This is a genomic window from Methylomagnum ishizawai (assembly GCF_019670005.1).
GTDB lineage: Bacteria > Pseudomonadota > Gammaproteobacteria > Methylococcales > Methylococcaceae > Methylomagnum > Methylomagnum ishizawai.
Window position 1 is genome coordinate 2,419,009 of sequence record NZ_AP019783.1, and the last position, 21,163, is coordinate 2,440,171.

General features: G+C 61.4%; 19 protein-coding genes. 14 read left to right on the plus strand and 5 right to left on the minus strand.

The annotated features are described in order from the left end of the window. Positions 1-12 precede the first annotated feature (12 nt). From K5658_RS11005 to grxC, 4 genes are all read right to left on the minus strand, one after another. Positions 13-888, minus strand: coding sequence for a cupredoxin domain-containing protein (locus K5658_RS11005; RefSeq protein ID WP_246628425.1), 876 nt, complete (start codon positions 886-888; stop codon positions 13-15). A gap of 10 nt (positions 889-898) precedes the next feature. After that, positions 899-2,641: a multicopper oxidase domain-containing protein gene (locus tag K5658_RS11010; RefSeq protein ID WP_221063187.1), complete on the minus strand. Its 1,743-nt coding sequence runs from the start codon at positions 2,639-2,641 to the stop codon at positions 899-901. Between the two features lie 88 nt (positions 2,642-2,729). Continuing rightward, the gene (locus K5658_RS11015) at positions 2,730-3,311 is read right to left on the minus strand and encodes a hypothetical protein (protein WP_221063188.1); all 582 of its coding nucleotides are present in this window, start codon (positions 3,309-3,311) and stop codon (positions 2,730-2,732) included. Between the two features lie 261 nt (positions 3,312-3,572). Further along, the gene (gene grxC / locus K5658_RS11020) at positions 3,573-3,833 is read right to left on the minus strand and encodes a glutaredoxin 3 (RefSeq protein ID WP_221063189.1); all 261 of its coding nucleotides are present in this window, start codon (positions 3,831-3,833) and stop codon (positions 3,573-3,575) included. Positions 3,834-3,937: 104 nt separating this feature from the next. Between grxC and K5658_RS11025 the strand changes: the two genes are divergently transcribed. The 11 genes from K5658_RS11025 to K5658_RS11075 all read left to right on the plus strand — a co-directional run bounded on the left by K5658_RS11025 (position 3,938) and on the right by K5658_RS11075 (position 15,217). After that, entirely contained in the window at positions 3,938-4,153 is a 216-nt protein-coding gene (locus K5658_RS11025) for a YgaP family membrane protein (RefSeq protein ID WP_221063190.1), read from the plus strand. A 238-nt stretch (positions 4,154-4,391) separates the two neighbouring features. Continuing rightward, positions 4,392-4,967: a DUF502 domain-containing protein gene (locus tag K5658_RS11030; RefSeq protein ID WP_343223239.1), complete on the plus strand. Its 576-nt coding sequence runs from the start codon at positions 4,392-4,394 to the stop codon at positions 4,965-4,967. Between the two features lie 59 nt (positions 4,968-5,026). Beyond that, positions 5,027-5,881: an isocitrate lyase/PEP mutase family protein gene (locus K5658_RS11035; protein ID WP_221063192.1), complete on the plus strand. Its 855-nt coding sequence runs from the start codon at positions 5,027-5,029 to the stop codon at positions 5,879-5,881. A 117-nt stretch (positions 5,882-5,998) separates the two neighbouring features. Further along, positions 5,999-6,373 carry a hypothetical protein gene (locus tag K5658_RS11040; protein WP_221063193.1) on the plus strand — a complete coding sequence of 125 codons (375 nt, stop codon included), beginning with the start codon at positions 5,999-6,001 and terminating at the stop codon, positions 6,371-6,373. A gap of 469 nt (positions 6,374-6,842) precedes the next feature. Next, the gene (locus K5658_RS11045) at positions 6,843-7,280 is read left to right on the plus strand and encodes a type IV pilin protein (protein ID WP_221063194.1); all 438 of its coding nucleotides are present in this window, start codon (positions 6,843-6,845) and stop codon (positions 7,278-7,280) included. Then, positions 7,274-7,852 carry a GspH/FimT family pseudopilin gene (locus K5658_RS11050; RefSeq protein WP_221063195.1) on the plus strand — a complete coding sequence of 193 codons (579 nt, stop codon included), beginning with the start codon at positions 7,274-7,276 and terminating at the stop codon, positions 7,850-7,852. The genes K5658_RS11045 and K5658_RS11050 overlap by 7 nt, the downstream gene beginning before the upstream one ends. Before the next feature lie 2 nt (positions 7,853-7,854). After that, on the plus strand, positions 7,855-8,334 hold the full coding sequence (locus K5658_RS11055; RefSeq protein WP_221063196.1) for a type IV pilus modification PilV family protein: 480 nt from the start codon (positions 7,855-7,857) through the stop codon (positions 8,332-8,334). Between the two features lie 49 nt (positions 8,335-8,383). Continuing rightward, complete coding sequence (locus tag K5658_RS11060) at positions 8,384-9,550, plus strand: PilW family protein (protein WP_221063197.1); 1,167 nt, start codon at positions 8,384-8,386, stop codon at positions 9,548-9,550. Next, positions 9,544-10,146 (plus strand): pilus assembly PilX family protein, encoded by a 603-nt coding sequence (locus tag K5658_RS11065; protein WP_485020628.1) that lies wholly within the window; start codon positions 9,544-9,546, stop codon positions 10,144-10,146. Before K5658_RS11060 ends, K5658_RS11065 begins: the two co-directional genes overlap by 7 nt. 38 nt (positions 10,147-10,184) lie before the next feature. Then, positions 10,185-14,612, plus strand: coding sequence for a pilus assembly protein (locus K5658_RS11070; RefSeq protein ID WP_221063199.1), 4,428 nt, complete (start codon positions 10,185-10,187; stop codon positions 14,610-14,612). A 119-nt stretch (positions 14,613-14,731) separates the two neighbouring features. Beyond that, positions 14,732-15,217: an FKBP-type peptidyl-prolyl cis-trans isomerase gene (locus tag K5658_RS11075; protein WP_221063200.1), complete on the plus strand. Its 486-nt coding sequence runs from the start codon at positions 14,732-14,734 to the stop codon at positions 15,215-15,217. A 3-nt stretch (positions 15,218-15,220) separates the two neighbouring features. On the opposite strand, the gene K5658_RS11080 is transcribed toward K5658_RS11075, so the two are convergent. Further along, positions 15,221-15,637 carry a hypothetical protein gene (locus tag K5658_RS11080; protein WP_221063201.1) on the minus strand — a complete coding sequence of 139 codons (417 nt, stop codon included), beginning with the start codon at positions 15,635-15,637 and terminating at the stop codon, positions 15,221-15,223. Positions 15,638-15,818: 181 nt separating this feature from the next. On the opposite strand from K5658_RS11080, the gene K5658_RS11085 reads away from it, so the two are divergent. From K5658_RS11085 to K5658_RS11095, 3 genes are all read left to right on the plus strand, one after another. Next, the gene (locus K5658_RS11085) at positions 15,819-16,229 is read left to right on the plus strand and encodes an HMA2 domain-containing protein (protein WP_221063202.1); all 411 of its coding nucleotides are present in this window, start codon (positions 15,819-15,821) and stop codon (positions 16,227-16,229) included. A gap of 44 nt (positions 16,230-16,273) precedes the next feature. Continuing rightward, positions 16,274-17,344: an EAL domain-containing protein gene (locus K5658_RS11090; RefSeq protein WP_221063203.1), complete on the plus strand. Its 1,071-nt coding sequence runs from the start codon at positions 16,274-16,276 to the stop codon at positions 17,342-17,344. Positions 17,345-17,435: 91 nt separating this feature from the next. Further along, entirely contained in the window at positions 17,436-21,128 is a 3,693-nt protein-coding gene (locus K5658_RS11095; protein WP_221063204.1) for an autotransporter outer membrane beta-barrel domain-containing protein, read from the plus strand. Positions 21,129-21,163: the final 35 nt, after the last annotated feature.

The window sequence follows — 21,163 nt, forward strand, 5'->3', positions numbered from 1 at the left end:
GATGGGTCCGGGCTATTTGCCGCCCTTGGTGAGCGCGGCGATGAAGCCCAGCAACCGGTCGACCAGGCCCAACCCCGCATGGCCGAGGTGGTGCAGGACCTCGCCCGCCGACATGCCCTGGAAGCGTTGCCGATAGGTGGAGATGGCGAACGGCGTGCCGAAGGCTCCCAGGATCACGCCCAGGATGAAGCCGCCCGAGGTCGGTTGATCCTGGGGGGCGGGCGTGGCGGCGGTCGGCGGGGGCACCGGCTTGTCCGCGACCGGGGCCGCGGGCGCGACCGGGGCCGCGGGCGCGACCGGGGGACCGTAGTTGTCTGGGATCGCCAGGTCGGTCAGGCCGGGGATGCTCGGGAAGGGCGTGCCGCCCTTGCCTACGATCAACTGGCCCTTCATGCCTTTTTCCATGTGCTGGGCGATATCGCAATGCACCAGGTAGGTCCGGTCCTCGGCGGGCAGGATCAAGGTGCCGCTGACCTTGGCCGGGCCGGTCACTTCCAGGTGGAACATGCCCTTGTCGTACAGGAATTTGGGCAGGCCGTGCATCATCCATTGATGGCGGACATGGTCCTCGTTGATGAAATGTACGGTGAGCCGGGTGCAGGGCTTGACCTTCCATTCATGCTCGCTGAAGCCGAACATGGTGCCGGGATAGTTCTTGGCGTATTTGTGGCCGGCGTGGACGGTGATTTCCACATCCTCGCTGACCTTGTCGCAGCCGGGGGCGAGCGTGTCCTTGTTCTGGCCCATGACCATGGCACCGTCCATGTCCATCAGATGGCCGTCGCCGTGGTCCATGAAGGAATTATGTTCGATGATCTTGTCTTCCGCCGCGTACGCGGAGGCGGCCGCCAACAGGGAGCCGAGGAAAAGGGTGGGGATGGTTTTCATGGGATCGACCTCAGGGCTTGCTTCGGGTCAGGGAGGAGATCAAAGCCAGCAACCTTTCCCGGTATAGGTAGATCAGGTAGCCCACGATGCCCAGCAGCAAGCCGGAGAACCAGCCGCCGCCGGTATCGTCGACCGGGGCCGCCGGGGGGGCCGCAGCCGCCGCCGCGGCTTGCGCCGCCGCTTTCGCGGTGCCTGCGGGATCGGTGTCCATGGTGCCGGCGGGAGCGCCCAGGCTGCCCCATTCGTCCATCCAATCCTGCCAGACCGGGATTTTCCGCTGCCAATATTCCTTGGTGAAATAGGGCTTCAAATCCATGCCGTGGGTTTTCGGCGTGCCATTGTCGTCGAGGTAATTGTTGTAGGCCACGAGGCTGATGCTGCCGCCTTCGCCCATGCCGTCGGTGGTGAAGGCCTTCTCGACATGATCGTGGAACATCCATAGCCCCGAGCCGTAGCTGTGCAGGCCGTCGTCGGTGGTGTCCAGCGACAAATCCAAACGCTGGGCCGGAGCCAGGCTATAGACATCGCGGGTGACTTGGGCTGCGGGGTTGTGCTCGATGCCGTCGTAATGGGTTTCGGTGGCTTTGTGGCCGTGGATGTGCAGGGCCATGTGTTCGGTATGGCCGTTGAGGATGCGCAGCTTCACCTTCTCGCCGGGTTTCACCGAGATCAGGGATTCGCGCAGGGTATAGGGGAACGAGCGGCCATTCAGCAGGTAATAGTCATCCTTGGCGTCGGTGATATCGTATTCCTGGTTCATCGACTTGGCGATCAACCGGGGATCGTTGGCCGATTGCGGGATTTGGTGCAATTCCTTGTCCACCGATTGATAGTGCAGGTCGTATTCCTGGCTGTATTTCTCCCGCACCGCGACCGAGGGATGGCGCACCTGCCCGGCCCCGACGTTGAAGACCTGCGGCCAGTTGTTGGGCCGGTTCTCCTCGACGATGAACATCCCCGCAAGTCCCATGGGAATATGGGTGTGCGGCTGCACATGGCAGTGGTAATACATGGTGCCCGCGACCCTGGGCCGGATCACATAGGTCTTGCTCTGGCCCGGCATGATGTCCATCTGGCTGGTCTGGCCGACGCCGTCGTTGCCTTCGCCGCCATGGTCCATATAGGGATGGTCCACGCCGTGCAGGTGGATCGAGTGTGGGAAATAATGGGTGTTCTCCACTACCAGCCAGACCACATCGCCCTGTTCCACCCGGATCGGCGGGGAGGGCATCCGCAACAGCGGATTGGCCTCGACGCTGGCGAAGCTCTTGGTGGACATATCGCGGCTCTTGGGCGCGAACACCCAGAAGCTGGGCTCGATACCCGGAGCTATATCGAAGGTGGGCACCACGCCGGCGAAGTCCGGGGAATGGCCGTTCACCTCCATGATCTCCAGCTTGATGACGATATGGTCGGGGTCGCCGTCCTTGTCGAGGTCGTTGCTCATGGTGATGGCGTCCGCCGCGAGGTTGGACGTGTCCATCAGGGTTTGCATGGAGATGTTGTTGGTGCCCTTGACGAAGGCCGCGACATCGGCGGGATTGTCCGGGTTGCAGGATTTCGATTCCTGGATGTCCACCCCCTCCAACACCTGGGCCTTGCGCCATTCGGGCGGCGCACCGCTATTACAGAAGGGTTCCGCTTGGCCGGGCTGGACCTTGGAGCTGGGCGGCGGCGTGTTGAGCGCTTGCGCGGGACCGGCCAAGGCGAGCAGGAGGGCGCTGGACAGGAGGGTGGGGGAGTGTTTGTGCATCGTGAATACCGTGGGGAACTGGGATACGGTCCAACCCCGACCGGGGTCGGGGCTGGCCGTTAGTCAAACGATCCCTGGGGGAAGTTCCTTATGCCTTTTTTTTGAGCAGGCCATCGACGGCGTTCTTGAACGAGGCGTTCGATAGGTAGCCGATATAGCCCGCCGCGAGCAGGACCACCCCGAAGACGATATAGGTGGTGGTGGATAGGCCGCCCTGGGCGCTGCCCACGGTGAACGGGATGTGGGCGTCGATCTTCTGGCCTTCGTTGATCAGGGTGACATGGCCCAGGTATTTGCTGGGTTCGGTGAAGTTGACGGTGGTGTTGAAGGTGCCTTTGGAATGGGCGGAGGGCGGGGCGTAGTAGACGCGGGTGCCTTCCGGTTCCTTGGTGATCTCGAACTCGACGGTCATGTCGCGCAGCGCCTTGCCTTCGTAGTCGAACACCAGGACGGCGCTGCCGAGTTCCGGGATGGAGTTGCAGTATTCGGTGGTGCCGGTGAGTTGCGGTTGGTAGGCGGTGAAATGCACCAGGTGCGGGCCGACGAAGATGCGGCATTGGTCGGTATCGACGCTGGCGCCGCCATGGGCCCAGGTGGTTGTGGGGAGTGCGCCGGGCAGCAAAAGGCTTAGGGCGAGCAGTCCTTTCTTCAGGAAATTCGTTTTATGCATATCTCTTCCCTCACTCGGTCAATAGATTTTAGTGATTGTTATATTCAATGGCATGAGCCCATCGGGGCTTGAATCGACTTCCCCACGCCGCCTAGCTAAGCCAGGGAACGCGGGGAATATACATAAGCAGGCTGTCCTACACAACCTTTGGCTTCAGGCAGGGGCGGCCCTGAAAAGTTCCGTTTCGGGACCATGGGGAAGGGAAAAAATTCCCCGGCATAGGCGGGCGCATGCCCCTGGAACGCGCGGTTATCCCCGGTTTTACACAAGGCCCAACAAGCGGTCCAAGCCGCCCGCCCGGTCCAGGGCGGCGAGGTCGTCGAAGCCGCCGATATGGGTTTCCCCCACGAAAATCTGTGGGACGGTGCGGCGCTGGGTTTTCCGCATCATCTCCTCGCGGCGCTCGGGGTCGAGGTCGACCCTGATCTTTTGGATGTCCTTGACGCCTTTCTTGGTGAGCAGCCGCTCCGCCATGAGGCAATAGGGGCAGATGGCGGTGCTGTACATGGTGACTTTTTCCATGGGGGTTCTCGCTGGATCGGGGGAAGGGGAGTGCGGGAGTTATACCCCAAAGCGGTTCCGGGCTACAATATTAGCGTATCCTAACATTCAAGGAGGTTTCCGCCATGACCACCGACCGTATGATCCGCGTCATCGCCGGCGCTTTCGTGCTGATATCCCTGGCGCTGGGCGTCGAGTCCAGCCCTGTGTTCGTGAATGCGAACTGGCTCTGGTTCACCGCTTTCGTGGGGGCCAACCTGCTGCAAAGCGGTTTCACCCGCTGGTGCCTGATGGAAACCTTCCTCAAAAAGTGGGGTGTCAAGCAGGCGGGCGCGGATTAGGGCCCGGTCCCATACCTTTATTTACTGCCGCCCGCCGTGCGGGCCGGTTCCACGCCGCCGCGACGGACGATCCCGGCCAAGATGGCCGCAGCCCATGAACCCGTTTAAACTTTGGGCCGCACCGCCCGGCGGTACCCTGCCTTCCGCTGGCGGCGCTGCCTGTTCCGTCATGATAATTAAAACACAACGGGGTCATATGCCAATGAGAGCGAAGCTACAACAGTTTTTCGGATATTTTTTGATCGGCGTTTTGGGTTTGTTGCCCATCGTCATCATTTTCCAGATCGTCATTTATATCGAAGTCCTGCTCGGGGATTTCCTGGTGAATATCTGGGGGCGCTATGAAAACCCGTGGGTTCCGGTGTTGCTGTTCGCCCTGGTCATCGCGTTCTTCGCCTATATCGGGTATCTGCTCAAGCAGGATAAAGCCTACCTCCTCTATTTCGTGGAGAAAATCATCCACCGGATTCCTTTGCTGGGCACCATTTACCGGGTGTCCAAGAAAATCCTGGGCCTGTTCCGGGGCGACGAGGAGAACCGCCTGCGGGAAGTCGTGTATATCGAATATCCCAAGGATGGGCTGTGGGTGCCGGCCTATATCACCAACCGGATGGGCGACCATGTGGTGGTGTACGTTCCGACCTCGCCCAACCCGACCTCGGGTTTCACCTTGATCGTGCATGAATCCAAGGTGGTGCATTCGGATATGAGCATCGAGCAGGCGTCCAGTTTCGTCATCAGCCTGGGGGTGGACATGCCCAAGCCGGACGAGGCCGGGCGTCTGATCCCCCCGCCGCCGCGCCCCGGCGTTTGAGCCGCCACCCCCATCCATCCGGGCCGCGCCCCGCCGCGGCCATTGTCCGAGGATGTTCCATGGTTTCACGCACCCAAGCTTTGCGGGCCTTGCTGGCCCGGCCCGGACTCCTGGTGATGCCGGGTTGCCACGACGCCCTGTCCGCCCGTTTGGCGGAGGAGGCCGGTTTCGAGAGCGTCTTCATGAGCGGTTTCGCGGTGTCGGCGACCCGGTTGGCGCTGCCGGATACCGGGCTGATTTCCTATGGCGAATTGCTGGAACAGGGCCGCAATATCTGCGGCGCGGTGTCCATCCCGATCTTCGGCGACGGCGATACCGGCTTCGGCAACGCCCTCAACGTCAAGCGCACGGTCCAAGGCTATGCGCGGGCGGGCTTCGCCTGCGTCATGCTGGAGGATCAGGTCGCGCCCAAGCGTTGCGGCCACACCCAGGGCAAGGCCGTGGTGGGCCGGGCCGAGGCCACCCTGCGCATCCGGGCGGCGGTCGATGCCCGCGAGGAGGGCGCGGATATCCTCATCATGGCCCGCACCGACGCCCGCGCCACCGAGGGATTGGACGAGGCCATCGCCCGCTGCCGGCTATTCTGGGAACTGGGGGCCGATATCACTTTCCTGGAAGCGCCCGAGAGCGCCGCGGAGATGCGGCGTTACTGCGGCGAGGTGGAGGGGCCGAAAATGGCCAACCTGATCGAGCGCGGCAAGACCCCGCTGCTGCCCCACGCCGAGTTGGAGGCCATGGGTTATAAGATCGCGGTCTATCCCCTGGCCCCGCTCGGTGCCGCCATCGGCGCGATGCGGGAGGTTTTGGCGCGGATCGGGCAGGGTGGCCGGCCCGGGGGGGCGCTGGATTTCGAGGCGCTGAAGGCGGCGGTGGGTTTTCCGGGGTATTACGCCGAGGAGGAGCGTTACCGCTGACCCCGCGTTCCGGCGGTTTTTTATAGACAGTGCCCGCGTGGCACGCGAAACTAAGGTCGGTCTCCGGGTCGCCGGAAACCGCTCGAAACAGCATTACAACTACAAGAGAGGGATTCCATGAGATTGCAGCATATTTTCCATCATCTCGGCGTGGGCGTGGCCATCGCCGCCGGTCCGGTTCCGGCCTGGGCCGCCGAGGGCGGTGTCCTTGGGGATAATCTCCCGGTCTTGGGCGTGGTCGCCGCCTTGCTGATTTTCGCGCTCACCCGCAAACCCGAAAAATCCGTCCCGCCCGCCGCCGTCCCGGCACCGGAAGCCGACCCCGTAGCCGTAGCCGCCACCGTTCCCAGCGAACCCGAGGCCGAAGTTCCCACCGGGGAGTCGGTCGCGGACGAAACCGAAACCCCGTCCGAGCCGGGCGAACCCGCCGCTTCCGAAGAAGCCGCCCCCGCCGAGCCCGAGCCGGCACCTTCCGAAGAGAACACCGCTTAATCCCGCGCATCCACGGCGGGGCCATCGCCCCGGTGTTCCCCCGCCGTCCCGTCCGCTTCTACACCGTTTCGAGAGGGTTGTCCGGACCAGCCGTGTGTCCCGGTCCATTGTCTTGGTTGGGATGCAAGGGAGGTCTTGGCGTCGGTGTGCGAATTTAGCGCCATAATTATTTCACGTGGGCACCCCGGCAGGGACGAGCGGGGTCTGGGCAACGATCAACGGTTATCGCCGCAGGGTCGGCGGTGACTCGTATCACACAATTTTTCGGTAATATTTACTAGAATCTGAATAAGAATCTTGATAGGGCATCGGAAAGGGCTGTGTTTGCGCTTAAATGAAGGGACGGAAATGCGCCAGGACCGGAATGTCATTCATAAGGGGCGATGGCGCGGGTGGGCGGACAAGTAGTCGTCCGGTGTGGTTTTTCGATGTTGAGGAACGAGGTTTGCGCTTCATGTTTGGGAATGGATTGAATAGGCCGGGCCTGGGGGCGTCCCACAGCGGCTACACATTGGTGGAGATGTTGGTGGTCGTCAGCATGCTGGGCATCTTGGCGTCGATTGCCCTGCCCGCCTACCGCGACTACGTGGTCCGGGGCAAGTTGCCCGAGGCCACCGCCAATCTGGCCCAGAAAAGGGTGAACATAGAGCAGTACTTCCAGGACAACCGTACCTATGTCAGCGCGCCCGATTGCGACCCGGACACGACCACTAGCAAATATTTCATTTTCGTTTGCAACGCGGTGGCCGCCACGACTTTCACGCTGCAAGCGGTGGGAACGGGGGATATGACCGGATTCACCTTTTCCATCGATACGAGCGGGACCAAGCGGACCGTCGCCGTGCCCACGGGTTGGACCCTGCCCACCACCAATTGCTGGGTAACCAGGAAGGATGGGTCGTGCTGAACCGGCGTACCCAGCAGCATGGCGTGACCCTGATCGAAATTATTATCGGCTTGGTGATCGCTTCCTCGCTGCTGATGCTCGGGACGGTAGGCTTCAGGGATTGGACCCAGAACGCCCGCATCCGCGCCGAGGCCGAGTCCGTCCGTAGCGGCTTGCAATTGGCGCGGGTCGCGGCGGTGCAGGTCAACGGCCCGGTGCGTTTCCAGTTCACCACCAGCGTGGACGACGAATGCGTGTTGTCGGCCACCGGCGTTTATTGGGTGGTCAGCCAAGCCAACCCGGCCGGACAGTGCGCTAACACGAACGCGAATCCGCCCGGCATCTTCCAGGTCGGGGGCGGCGATATGGACGGGGCGACCAACGCGGCGTTGAATTCCGACCAGAATACGCTGGTGTTCACCGGCACCGGCCAAACCCAGGGCAATACCACGATGACCATCAATATCAGTAATTCCTTGGGCACCTGCCGCGCGAAGGGCGGAACCTTGCATTGCCTCAGGGTTACGGTGTCCACCGGGGGTCAAATCCGCATGTGCGATCCCGCCGTGCCCGATGGCATAGGAGCTTGCTAGCCATGGGCACGCGCTTCTCGAAGCCCCGTGTGGCGGGTTATATGCTGATGGAGGTACTGGTGTCCTTGGTGATTTTTTCCATCGGCATCCTCGGCGTCTCCGCCATGCAGGTGGTTTCGCTCCGGGCCGACAGCGCGTCCAAATACCGCACCGACGCCAGCATCCTCGCCAACCTGTTGATTGGCCGGATGTGGGCCGATGATCGCACGCCGGCGGTGCTGCAAGCCAACTATCAGGGCAGCGGCGGCAGTGGCGGACCGGGTTATCGCCAATGGGTGGGCGAGATCGGCGCGGCCAACGGCATCTACCTGCCGCGGGTCGCCGAGGTTCCACCCGAAGTGAAAGTAGAGCCGAAGGACGGCAACCTGCCCCCCAATTCGGCGAAGAGCCTGGTCACCGTGACGGTTTATTGGTTGATGCCGGGGGATAATAACGATGCGAAACACCGCCATAGCTATGTGGCCACCGCCGAGATCAAGTAGGAGGCCAGCGCCGATGTTCCCTCGCTATCGCGCCATCCTGGGGTTCAGCTTGGTCGAGATCATGGTCGGCTTGGTCATCGGCTCGGTCGGTATCGCGGCGGTCCTCCAACTGTTCGCGTTGTCCGAGGGACAGCGGCGCTCGATCACCGGCGGCGGCGACGCCCAGATTGTTGGCGCGGCGGCCCTCAAGGTGTTGCAAAGCGATATACGCCAGAGCGGCTGGAGTATCCGTGATATCAACCTGTTGGGTTGCCAGCTTGCCCTCCGGGCCGGTGTGGCCCTGAACCCCTTGGCCCCGGTAGCCATCAATCCTGCGGCCATCCCGCCCGGCGATGCCAACACTGATACCTTGCTAATCCTCTATGGTAATAGTGTTTTCCAACCCCAGGGGGATGCCATCAACGCCCAACCCGCGCTGGCCAACGCGCCTCCCTCTGGAACCCCGGTCTTGGCTACTAGCCCGGTGAGTCCCGATATCTACACGGTGCAATCGGCAGCCTCCTTCCTGGCGGGCGACTATGTGATCGCCATGCCCCCCACCCGGCCACGCCCTGAACCTTGTACGGCAGCTTTGACGCAAGTGATCAATGTCGGCCGCGGTAACGCCGCCAATGTAAATGTGACCGCCGGCACCGGCGTGGCCGGTACGGTCAATGGCAGGCTGTACAATTTGGGAACCGCGCCCCAGATGTTGGCTTATGCCGTGCGTGGCGGCAACCTCACGGTTTGCAATTACATGGTCAGCAACTGCGGTTCCACCGCCGACCTAAGCGATCCGACGGTCTGGCGGCCCATCGGCGAGGGTGTCGTCAGCCTCAGGGCACAGTATGGCCGCGATACCCGGGTCGTTGTCCTAGCTCCAACCGTGACTTCATTCGATGCCATCGTCGATACCTATGACATATCGACCCCGCCCCAAGGGGTTCCCGATCCCGTCAGTATTCAATTCACGGCGACCCAATGTGGTTGGGCCCGCATCGCCGCATTGAGGATGGCCTTGGTGGTCCGCGATGGGGAATTGATCAAGCCCTCTAGCTCTGGCACCCATGTAACCTCCGCCGCGCCGACCTGGGCGGGTAGCGACATCAGCCCGATCAATCTTACCGCGGTATCCGCCGCGACTGGATTCGATTGGCGCGACTATCGTTACCGGTTATTTCAGACGGTGATTCCTTTGCGAAATTCTGCTTGGATGGGAGTGGACAACGGATGCTGAATCCAACGCGCCCCGCAAAGCAAAGTGGCGTGGTCTTGATGATCACGCTGATCGTGCTGGTGGCGATGAGCCTCGCGGGCCTCGCGCTGACCCGCACGGTGGATACCACCAACCTGATCGCCGGCAATCTAGCCTCCCAACAATCCGCCATCCAGGCCGGGGACACCGGGATAGAGGCGGCTGTCGATTGGCTGGAAAGCAACGCCCTCAACCCCGCTATTTTGGGTGTCAATAGCGCCCCAGATGGTTATAGCGCGTCCTGGCAGCCGCCGCTGGCGGCAGGTCAGGATTGGGCCAGCTATTGGACGACCACCTTGGCGGCCATCGCGGTGGAACTGCCCCAGGATGCTTCTGGCAACACGGTGTCCTATGTCATCCAGCGCTTATGCGCCGCCACCGGACTGCCCAATGCGGCGAGTTGCGTGATTCCGCCCGATAGCGGCAGCGATAATCCTGATAGTGGTGGCAGCCAAGCTTCGCAAGCTTCCCTATTTGATGCGAATGACGCGCAATATTATCGGGTCACCGTTCAAATCCAGGGCGTACGCAATACCGTGGGTTATGTACAGGCAATAGTCCAGATGAGCGCACAGTGAGCGCGTAACCACTATCATCATCATAAGGGGTACTACCTATGAGCGCACATGGATTGCTCGCGAAACTGGCTTGGACATGCGCCGGCTGGGTGTTCGCGCTAGGGGTTTGGGCGGCGACCACCGATTTGGCCAATTCGCCGTTGGAGACTTCTTCGCCGACCAGCGTGAAGCCAAACCTCTGGTTCATCCTGGATGATTCCGGCAGTATGACCTTCGACTATATGGGCGATTGGGTGGGCGGAGCGGAGAACGCGGTCAAGGTCTGCAAGGGGGGCAGTACGGGCGCGGCCAATTCCAGCTATTGCTGCCAGAACAGCGCCGGGGGCAGCAGTCCCAATGCCTCGAGCGTCCCCTGTTACCAGGGCGCTCCACCGTTCGGGACTTATCGGGGCGAGCCGCTGTTCCTGACCAACGACGTGAATGGTGTCTATTACAACCCCACCATCACCTACAAGGTGCCCGTGGCCTATCAGAATTCCAACACCGAAACGTTGGACACCACCACATATAAAAGCCAGACCAGCGCCAACACCAGCGGTTGGACCGCGGTGAAACTGGATGGCTATGGCAAGCAAAACACCAATACGATCAATTTGCTCACCCAATATCCAGACCTCGAATGGTGTACCAATACCAACTATACCGATTGCCTGCGCAACGACAACTATATCCTGCCGACCACCGTCGCCATCAATAGCAAGACCTACAATGTATTCCATGCCACCACGGCGACGGGTAGCGGATCGGTGGTGGCTGGCAGTCCCGACGCGCCGACGGTATCGAGCCGGAACTTCGGTCCCCATTACTACACCATCAATCCGGGCGAATATTGCGATTCGCCGAGCTTGCGCAATTGCCAAACCACCCAGACCAGCACTTTCCAATATCCCGCCAAGCTGCGTTTTTGCAGCGACTCCGCCTTGACCAATTGCCAAGGGATCAAGAGCGCCACTTTCAAGTACCCACGCTATCCCAATAATGGTATGACCACCGGCGGTACCGCCGCGGTGGCCGCCGTCCCGGCCTCGGTGACGTTCGCCGTATCGATGTCGGGTTGTAGTACCAGCAAAAAGGGGGCGATAGCCCAAGTGCTGGTCAATGGCACCAATGTCCTCGTCAGCCCCACAACTACCCTGCAGAGTTCGGCTACCTCGTTGGCCGCCGATCTCCGCAGTGCGAGCTATACCACGAACTACACCATCGATACTTCTGTGACTAGCAGTAAGGTGAAGATAAACGTCAATCTGTCATTGGGTTCGGCAGGCAATATCACCTCGATATCACTGGTCAAAACTTCGGGTTCAAATGCTGCTTGTAATCCCAGTGCCACCTCGATCACCTATACCACTTATTCCCCGGCCGTGCCCGCCGTGCCCAAAACCTATTACGGCGGCTTCTCCCGTACCGATATCGTGTCCGGTCAAACCTATCCCAAGGCGGCCACCCGCACCGATTGCCAAGGTACTGTTTGCACCTATGACGAGGAGATGACCAACTTCGCTAACTGGATCGCCTATTACCGCACCCGCATGCAGATGATGAAAACCTCGCTCAGTTCGGCGTTCCAGCCCATCGATGATAATTATCGGGTGGGGTTCTTCACCATCAACACTAGTGCGATCAAGACCGGCGATAGGTTCCTCGATATTGGCGATTTCGATTTCTCGGGCACGACCAAGCAGAAATACACTTGGTATTCCAAGATGTTAGGGACCAGCCCCTCCGGCGGTACTCCCCTGCGTTCCGCCCTCACCAAGGCGGGTCGTCTCTATGCGAAGAAGATCACAGGGGCCAGCGATCCGGTCCAATATTCCTGCCAGCAAAACTTCACCTTGCTATCCACCGATGGTTATTGGAACGAGAGCGAACCCGGCGGCTATCAACTCGACGGCTCCACGGCCATCGGCGACCAGGACGGTTCCGAGCAGCGGCCCATGCTCGATGGCAACAACCAATCCAATACCTTGTCCGACGTGGCGGAATATTATTACGCGACCGACTTACGCACCTCGACACTGGGTAATTGCACGGGTGTGCCGGTTCCCCCCGCCACCACCGGCAATACCCTGTGTTCTTCCGAAAGTCCCGACCCCTATAACAACGTGCCGACCGGCGGTGAGGATACTTCCTCCAACCAGCACATGACCACGTTTACCTTGGGATTGGGGGCATCGGGCTATATGCAGTTCGAATCGAATTATTTGACCGAAACCAGTGGGGATTTTTTCGATGTATTGAATGGTACCTTGGCCAATCCGGCGGGGGGGATTTGTTCCTGGCAGACTAGCGGCCAGTGCAACTGGCCGCTCGCGGTCAATAACTCCCAGCCCAATATCGACGACCTATGGCACGCGGCGGTGAATGGCCGGGGGAGTTATTTCAGCGCCACCAATCCGGCTTCCCTGGCCACCGGTTTAAAAAATGCCTTGTCCGCGTTGACCGCCCGTAACGGTTCCTCCGCCGCCGCCGCCACCAGCAACCCGAACGTATCCTCCGGGGATAACTTCGTTTTCAGCACGCGCTTCAGATCGGTGGAATGGAGTGGGGAATTGGTGCGGCAGCAAATCGATATCAATACTGGCGCGGTGGTTAAATACAACCCCGATGATCCTAGCACTTATGACTGGACGGCCCAGTCCATTCTCGATGCCACCCCGTATACCAGCCGTAATATCTACACCAAGACCAGTACGGGTTTGCAGCCCTTCGTTTGGAATTCGCTGGATACGACCACCCAAAGCTACTTCAGCCTGCCCTATATTGCTTCCACACCACCTGCGGGATTCAATAGCCTATCCCAGCTTTGTACTGTGGGTACCGACTGCATCGATGCCAATCTTCAGGATAATAACCATGCCGGTGGCCAGAGCTTGGTGAATTTTCTCCGTGGCGACCGTAGCAATGAGGGCAGCGAGTCCGATTCTTCCAAATATTACCGTCAGCGTGCCCATATATTGGGAGATTTGGTTAACGCCTCGGCGGTTTATGTGAGGGAATCGTTATTCAAATATGCGGATTCGGGTTACAGCGATTTCAAAAGTGCCAATGATAACGGGCGCTTACCCATGGTCTATGCGGCCGGCAACGATGGTATGTTGCATGCCTTCAATGGAGGAGATGCCGCTTCTGGAGGTGGAACCGAAAAATGGGCCTATATCCCTTCGTTCCTATTGCCCAATCTCTATACTTTGGCCGATAAGCAATATTATCTAGGGGACAATCATCGGTTCTTTGCCGATGCCACGCCAGTGGTGGGGGATATTGCCTGCCCTAGCTCCGGCTGCGTCACCAACTCGGGGAGCGTCTCCGGTTGGCGGACGATCCTGGTGGGGGGGCTGAACAATGGCGGGCGTGGGTATTATGCGCTGGACGTGACCAATCCGGCTACCACGCCCACCCTGTTATGGGAATTCACCGATCCCAATATGGGCTATACCTTTGGCAATCCCCAGATTACCAAACTGACCGATGGGACCTGGGTGGTGTTGGTGACCTCTGGTTATAACAATACATTAACTGGGAAAGGGTATTTGTATGTGATCAACGCGGCCACCGGAGCTTTGATCAGATCGATTGCGACCACCGCGGGCAGTGCCGCCACCCCGAGTGGCTTGGGGCGTATCAGCGCTTGGGTGAAAAGTCCCGCGTACGATAATACCGTCACAGCGGTTTATGGCGGCGACTTGATGGGTAATCTATGGCGCTTCGATCCTAACAGCGCCCAGGGAGCCAATAATCCGGTCCTGCTGGCGACCTTTAAAAGCCCGACGGGTAACGCGCAACCGATCACCACCAAACCCGAACTGGGCAGTGTGAATGGCAACCATGTGGTTTATGTCGGTACCGGACGCTTATTGGGTGTGACCGATCTCGGCGATAAGAGCGTGCAGTCTTTTTATGCCGTGAAGGATACTTTGGGCAATACCGGATACGGCAATCCCCGGACGGCGGGCGGTTTTGTCCAACAGACGATGACCACCACCACCTGTCCAGCCAATACATCGACCGACATATGCGGCAGCGGACAGATAGTACGCATCGCTAGTAATAACGCTGTGAATTTGGCGGGTGAGGACAACGGCTGGTATTTCGATTTTCCGGATAGTGGCGAGCGTTCCAACACCGATCCGGCCTTGGTGCTCGGCGTGCTGGTGCTTACCACCAACGTGCCAACTTCGGATGCTTGCACTGCGGGAGGTTATAGTTATTACTACATTATCGACTACCGTACAGGCTCGTCTTTGATGGCGGTGGAAACAGGGGTGGCTTCTACAAAGAACGATGAAAACGCCTTGGCCAGTGCCCCAGTGGTGGTGAACCTGACGGATTCACCCCATGGGAATAAGATCGTTAGCTTGACACAACTCGGCGGAGGTGGCGGTCTTCAAGTGGGCAAGCCGCCCGTGCTTGGTGCGCTGGGTCCGGCCCGGCGGGTCTCCTGGCGGGAACTCATCACCAACCAATAGCCTAGGCGGCGGCCGACTCTCCCGCGCCACCACCGAACACTCCTCCACCAATGCCGCGCCCGTAAACCGGACGCGGCGCTTTATAACGGCCCGCCACCACCCTTCAAGGAAACACCACCATGCATGGAAATCCCGTCGGCCACGCGCTCCGCGCCGCCGCCCTGGCCGCCCTGGCCGCGCTCGGCCTTTCCGCCTGCGCCCCCTCCCCGGCGGAAGCCGAGCGCAACCGCGAGGACAGCCTGAAGTTCCTGACCGAAAACGCCCATAAGCCCGGCATCGCCGCCACCCCCAGCGGCTTGCAGTACCAAGTCTTGCAGGCGGGGAGCGGCGCGTCCCCCAAACCCACCGACAAGGTGACGGTCAACTATCGCGGCAGTTTGGTGTCGGGACGCGAATTCGATAGCGGCGAAGGCATCGCTTTCGGATTGGACCAAGTGATTCCCGGCTGGACCGAGGGCTTGCAATTGATGCGGGAAGGGGCCCGCTACCGGTTCTTCATCCCGGCGGAACTGGCCTACGGCGAGCACGGCGCGGGCCGGGTGATCCCGCCCAACGCGGCCTTGGTGTTCGAGGTCGATCTGCTCAAGGTCGAACCCGCGCCCTGAGCCTCAGGGGGTGGCGTGCCGCGCCGTCCTGGGTAACAATCCTTCCACGGTCCGCGTGGCCGCTTCGCAGGCGGGCACGGCGTCGATCAATGCCATCTGGGTCTGGAGGTCGGCGCTCGCGCCCGACAGCGATTCCGAGACCACTTCGTTGAGGGGGGCGCAAGCCTCCGTCATCCTGGCTTCCGCCGCCGGGAGCGCGCCGTCTCCGGTGTCTTCCGTATCCCCCGCTTCGATCAAAGCGTTCATGACCTGGTTGTGGTGGCGGAATACCCGTTCCACATACCGGGCGAATTCCTCCTGGCTCAGGGTCATGGGTTCGCCGTTGACGCCGTGGGTGGCGATCGCCGCGCAGCCGTCCAGCGCCGCGGCGAGCGCCACCAGCAGCGCGTATCTCTGGGTCCGGGTCGATTTGATTGCCATGGAGAGGGCCGATAGTCCGGGAAGGGCATTGTCGCCAATTCCGCCGGGCTTGTCGTCCGGTAAAACCGGCATCCTTGGGGTGCCTGGAGCCGGCGGACCGCGCCGCGCCCGGTATCCGGGGTTCGTGGTGGGGGTGTACGATAGCTTTGAAAAATCCCCTTGAATTTCTTATTCTTGACCCATGAAGCACATCGAGCCCCCAGCGCCAAGCGTCGTCCATAACCAAGTTCCTGGCAGGATTCGCCTGCTCGTCCCCGTCATCAAGCATAAGCGGACCTTCGCCGGCCTGCTCAGGCAAAACCTATTGAAAGGCCCGGCGGGCAAAGGTATCTACCACGCGGAACCCAATATCGTCACCGGCACCGTCCTCATCAAATACCATCGGGCCGTTTATTCCGAAACCGAAATCCTGCGCTGGGTCGAAAGGATAGCCCGGAAAATCGCCCTCGGCGAAATAGAAATCACGGCCAAACACAAGAATCCAAGGCTGGGTAAAATGCTGCCGGGAGCGTTTTTCACGCGGGAATTGCTGGTGAGTATCTGCGGGAATGTCATCGCCGGACTGGTGTTGGCGGCGATGGTGTCCGGCTAGTTCCGCTTTGGCGGTTGCCTCAACTTCGAAGGTTTGGCGGGTCCATGGCCGAGAAAAATATCAAAACCTGGGCGTTGGAAGCGAAGGGCGCGGATGGCGAACCCTGGGTGACCCCGCTGACCACCAGCCCGTTCCGGATCGGCAGGCGCGACGACTGCGAATTGCGGCTGGCCTCCGACAGCATTTCCCGGCTGCATGCCGAGATCCGCTGGAGCGAACAAGGGATTTGGATCAAGGACGCCGGCAGTACCAACGGCACGTTCGTGAATTTCCACCGCATTTCCGGGGAGCTACAGCTCCAGTCGGGCGATACGGTGCATTTCGCCGGCCTGGAGTTCCGGGTCGAAGGCCGGGCGGAGGCCGGGGAGGAGGGTTCCGACCGCACCGTCATGGTCAATCCCTATGTGGAAAAGCTCGACCAGCTCATCGCCCGCAAGGCCGTGGTCCCGCATTTCCAACCCATCGTCGATTTGCGCAACGACCGGCTTTTCGGGCACGAACTGCTGGGGCGGGTGGGCTGCGAGGGCGTGCCCAGCAGTATCCCGCAGCTTTTCTATATCGCCAAGCAATTGGGGCGGGATATCGAGTTGAGCCTGCTGTTCCGGGATACCGGGATCGAACGGGCCGTGGGCGAGGAAACCCAGGGCTTGATCTTTTTCAATACCGTGCCCAGGGAAATGGACCTCGCCGCTTTGGGCCGTTCCTTGGGCATCCTGCGTGCCGCCGCGCCCCGGATCGGTCTGGCCTTGGAAATCCATGAGAACGCCATCACCGATATAGGTTTCATCCGTAGGCTCAAGGAGGTGCTGCGGGTTTTGGATATCCAATTGGTCTACGACGATTTCGGGGCCGGCCAATCCCGCTTATTGGAATTGATGGATGCCCCGCCCGATATTCTGAAATTCGATATCTCCTTGGTCCGCAATATCCATTTGCGTTCGCCCGCCTCCTTGCGGATGGTGGCGGCGCTGGTGGGTATGTCGAAGGATTTGGGGGTATTGACCTTGGCGGAGGGGATCGAGCGGGCGGAGGAGGCCGGGGTATGCCGCCAGATAGGCTTCGATTTGGCCCAGGGGTTTTATTTCGGCAAACCTTCGCCCAGTTTATCCCGGTAAGTTTTCCCGCCGGATTCAAGGGGACAAGGCCTGTGGTTGCCCAGGCCGTGGACGATGCGAGAAAATTTTTATCCTTTTCGGGGGGACGGTAATGGCGAGATATGTCAAGCGGGACAAACGGCAAGGTCCCAGGGGACGGCGCGGGGGGGGCAGGTCTGGGCGGAACGGCGTCGCGACCTTGTGCGCCGGGGTTTCCATCGCCCTCGTCCACCCGGAGGCCGGGGCCGAAACCTGGATCGGCCAGAACAACGGGAATTGGTATCAATCCTCGAATTGGCAGGGCGGGCGGGTGCCGGGGGAGGGCACGGGCACGACCACGGTGGCTAACGGTGCCGCGGCGGTCGTCAACGGCGGGACCGCCCAGGCCGGTGGCGACCTCGATATCACCGGCACCGGGAGCGCCGTCGTGGTGGGGGGCGAAGGCCTCCTGGATTTCGGCACGGCGAATGTTTCCCAAGGCGGCCAACTCCAGGCCCTGGGGGGAAGCGCCACCGGGACCACCCTCAATATCGGGGGGTCCGGCAGCATCGTCGCGGTGGACGACGGGGGGAGCCTGAGTTTCGTCGGCGCGAACGTGTCGCAGGGAGGACAACTCCAGGTTTTCGATGGCAACCTCGTCGGCGATGTCAGCCTGGACAATGGCCAACTGGTCTTCGCGCCTTCCGCGGGCAACACAACGACCTATGCCGGGGCCATCGGCGGCGGGGATTCCACCACGAACGGCTGCGACAACAACAGTTGCGCCAGTGTGATCGTGGCGTCGGGGACCGTGTTGTTGAAGGGTCAAAGCGGCTATTCCGGCCAGACCGATGTTTTCGACGGCGCGACGCTCAGGCTCGGCAGCGCCAACGCCCTGCAAAACAGCGCCATCATCGTCCGCCAAGGGGCCACGCTGGAACTCGGCGGCACCGATGCGACGGTCGCGGCCCTGCGCGATCTCGTGTCCGGGGGGGGAGGGCGCGTCAACCTGGGCGCATCCACCCTGACCCTCGGGCATCAGGACGGGTTGTTCAGCGGCGTGATCGCCGGCAGCGGCGGCTTGGTCAAGGCGGGGAGCGGGACCCAGGTCTTGGCCGGCCAGAACACCTATACCGGTCCCACCGTTATCGAGGGCGGGGCCTTGGTGATCGGCGACGGCGGTACCCAGGGCGCCATCGCCGGAAACGTGGTGGACAACGCCATCCTGGCCTTCAAGCGTTCGGACGCCGTCACGTTCGGCGGCAATATCAGCGGTTCCGGGGCCTTGGTACAGGCGGGGAGCGGGGTGCTGACCCTGACCGGCACCAACAGCTACACCCGTGGCACCGTGGTCGAGGCGGGCACCCTGGCCGGCGATACCCGTAGCCTCCAGGGCGCGATCACCAACAATGCCCAGGTGGTGTTCAACCAAGCCGCGGACGGCAGCTACCTGGGCGACATGTCCGGCACCGGCAGCCTGGTCAAGAATGGCGCGGGCATCCTGACCCTCGCCGGAAACAACAGCTATACCGGCACCACCACGGTGAACGCCGGGGTCCTGGCGGGCAACGCCACCAGCCTGCAAGGCAATATCAAGCTCGCCGACAATACCTTGCTGGTGTTCGACCAAACCCAGGACGCCCCGGACGACGAGTACGACGGGTCGATCAGCGGCACCGGCGGCGTGGTCAAGAATGGCGCGGGCACCTTGATCCTGGGCGGGTTGAACAGCTACACCGGCCCCACCACGGTGAACGCGGGTGTGTTGCAGGGCGACACCGGCAGCCTGCGGGGCAATATCCTGGACAACGCCACGGTGCAATTCGACCAGGAGGCCGACGGCAGCTATGGCGGGGTGATTTCCGGCGGCGGCGGTTTGCTCAAGACCGGCGAGGGCGCGCTGACCCTGGCCAACGCCTCCACCTATACCGGCACCACCCAGGTCGATGGCGGCACTTTGCAACTGCAAGGGGCCGCGCAGTACACCTTCGTCGGCAACGTGGCCAACAATGCCGGTTTCTCGGTCAGCCAGACCACGGCGCGATACCAGGGCGATTTCACCAACAACGGCGCCTACCTCAGCCAGCAGGCGACCAGCCAGTTCGATAACCTCACGGTGGGTGGCGACGGCTACCTTGCCGGTGCCAGCGCCCAGGACCGGTTCATCGTCGCGGGCAATTTCCTCAATACCAGCGCCCAGGCCAAGCAGTGGAACACCGGCAATGCCAGCCTGGAGTTCACCGGCGCCCAGGGCACCCGCCATCTGATGCAATTGGCCGGGACCGACAAGGGGACGGGGTCCGAGGCCACCCAGAAGAATTTCCTGTGGGGCGCGGTGAAACTGGACGCGGGCAATACCCTCGAACTGACCAACGGCAACGCCGAGGGCAAGAAACCCGCCCTGTACGTCCAGAAATTGGTGCTGCCGGGCGGCAAGGCCCAGTTGGCGGATATCACCAGCGACTACAACGTCTATTTCAATTCCACCCTGGCGGCCAATAACGGCCTGCGGGACCATATGACCTTCGGCGGCGGTGACGGGGAATTGCTGTCCTGGAGCGCCTCGCCGCAACTGGCCGGGACGCCGACCCAGCCCGACACCGCCCTGACCCCCGCCCAACAAAGCTTTGCCCAGGGCTTGGACCAAGCCTGCAACGGTGCCCAGGGCCAATTGCTGCAACAGTGCCAGCAGTTGCAGACCCTGAGCCCCGCGGGCAAGCAGCAAGCCGCCCAGCAACTCACCCCCGACCAGGTTTCCGCCCAAGGCGGCGTCGTCACCCAGATCCAGACCCATCAGGGGGGCGCGGCCCTGGGCCGGATGGACGGCATCCGCCAGGGCAACACCACCGCCATGTCCTTCAACTTCAATGGCTTGCAAATCACTTCCCGGCAGTTGGCGGCCTTGGGTCCGTTGTTCGGGGGCGGCGGCGCGGCGGGCGACGAGGATACGGACCGGCCCGCCGGGCAGGACGCCAGCTTCCGCGACGCGCCGGTGGGGGCGTTCATCCAGGGGCAGTTCACCTTCGGCGACCTGGCCGAGAACGAATGGCAGCGCGGCTATCACTTCGATACCCGCAACGTGACCTTCGGGGCCGACTACCGCATCAACGACAAGCTGGTGGCGGGCGCGATGTTCAGCTATGGCAACACCAACGCCCACTACAACCAGAACGCCGGCAGCATGAACAGCAATGCCTATCTGGGTTCGCTGTACGGCAGCTATTACCTGCCGCTGGATTTCTATGTGGATTTGGCCGCGACCTATGGCGGGCAGGATTACGGCTTCACCCGGCAATACAGCTATCCGGGTTTCGTGGGACAGGCCAGGGGCAATCCCGGCAGCGGGCAATTCGGCTTCACGCTCAACCTGGGCAAGGATTTCGCCTACCGGGCGTGGTCCATCAGCCCCTACACCCGCTTCGAGTACGCCAACCTGCATATCGACGCCTACCGCGAGAGTGGCGGCGAGGGCTACGCGATGAATGTGGGGGGCCAGACCGCGCAGTCCTTCGTGAGCGACCTGGGGTTCCAGGCCAGCCATCAGTTCAGCACGCCGTTCGGGATCGTGGCCCCGGCCTTGCGGGTGGAATGGGAACACCAATTCCTCAACGACAACCGGGGCGTACAGATGAGCTTCGTCGATTCGTCGCAGGGCGCTTTCGTGTTGCAGACCGGGGAACCGGACCGCGATTACGTCAACCTGGGCGGTTCGGTGGTCGCCACCCTGCCCAATGGCGGCTCCGGCTTCCTGCGCTACGAAAGCCGCCTCGGCCAGAGCGATGTCACCCAGCACATCGTGCAACTCGGTTTCAGGATGTCCTTCTGATGGATACGGAGTCCAAAGCCCGCTTTGGGCCGATC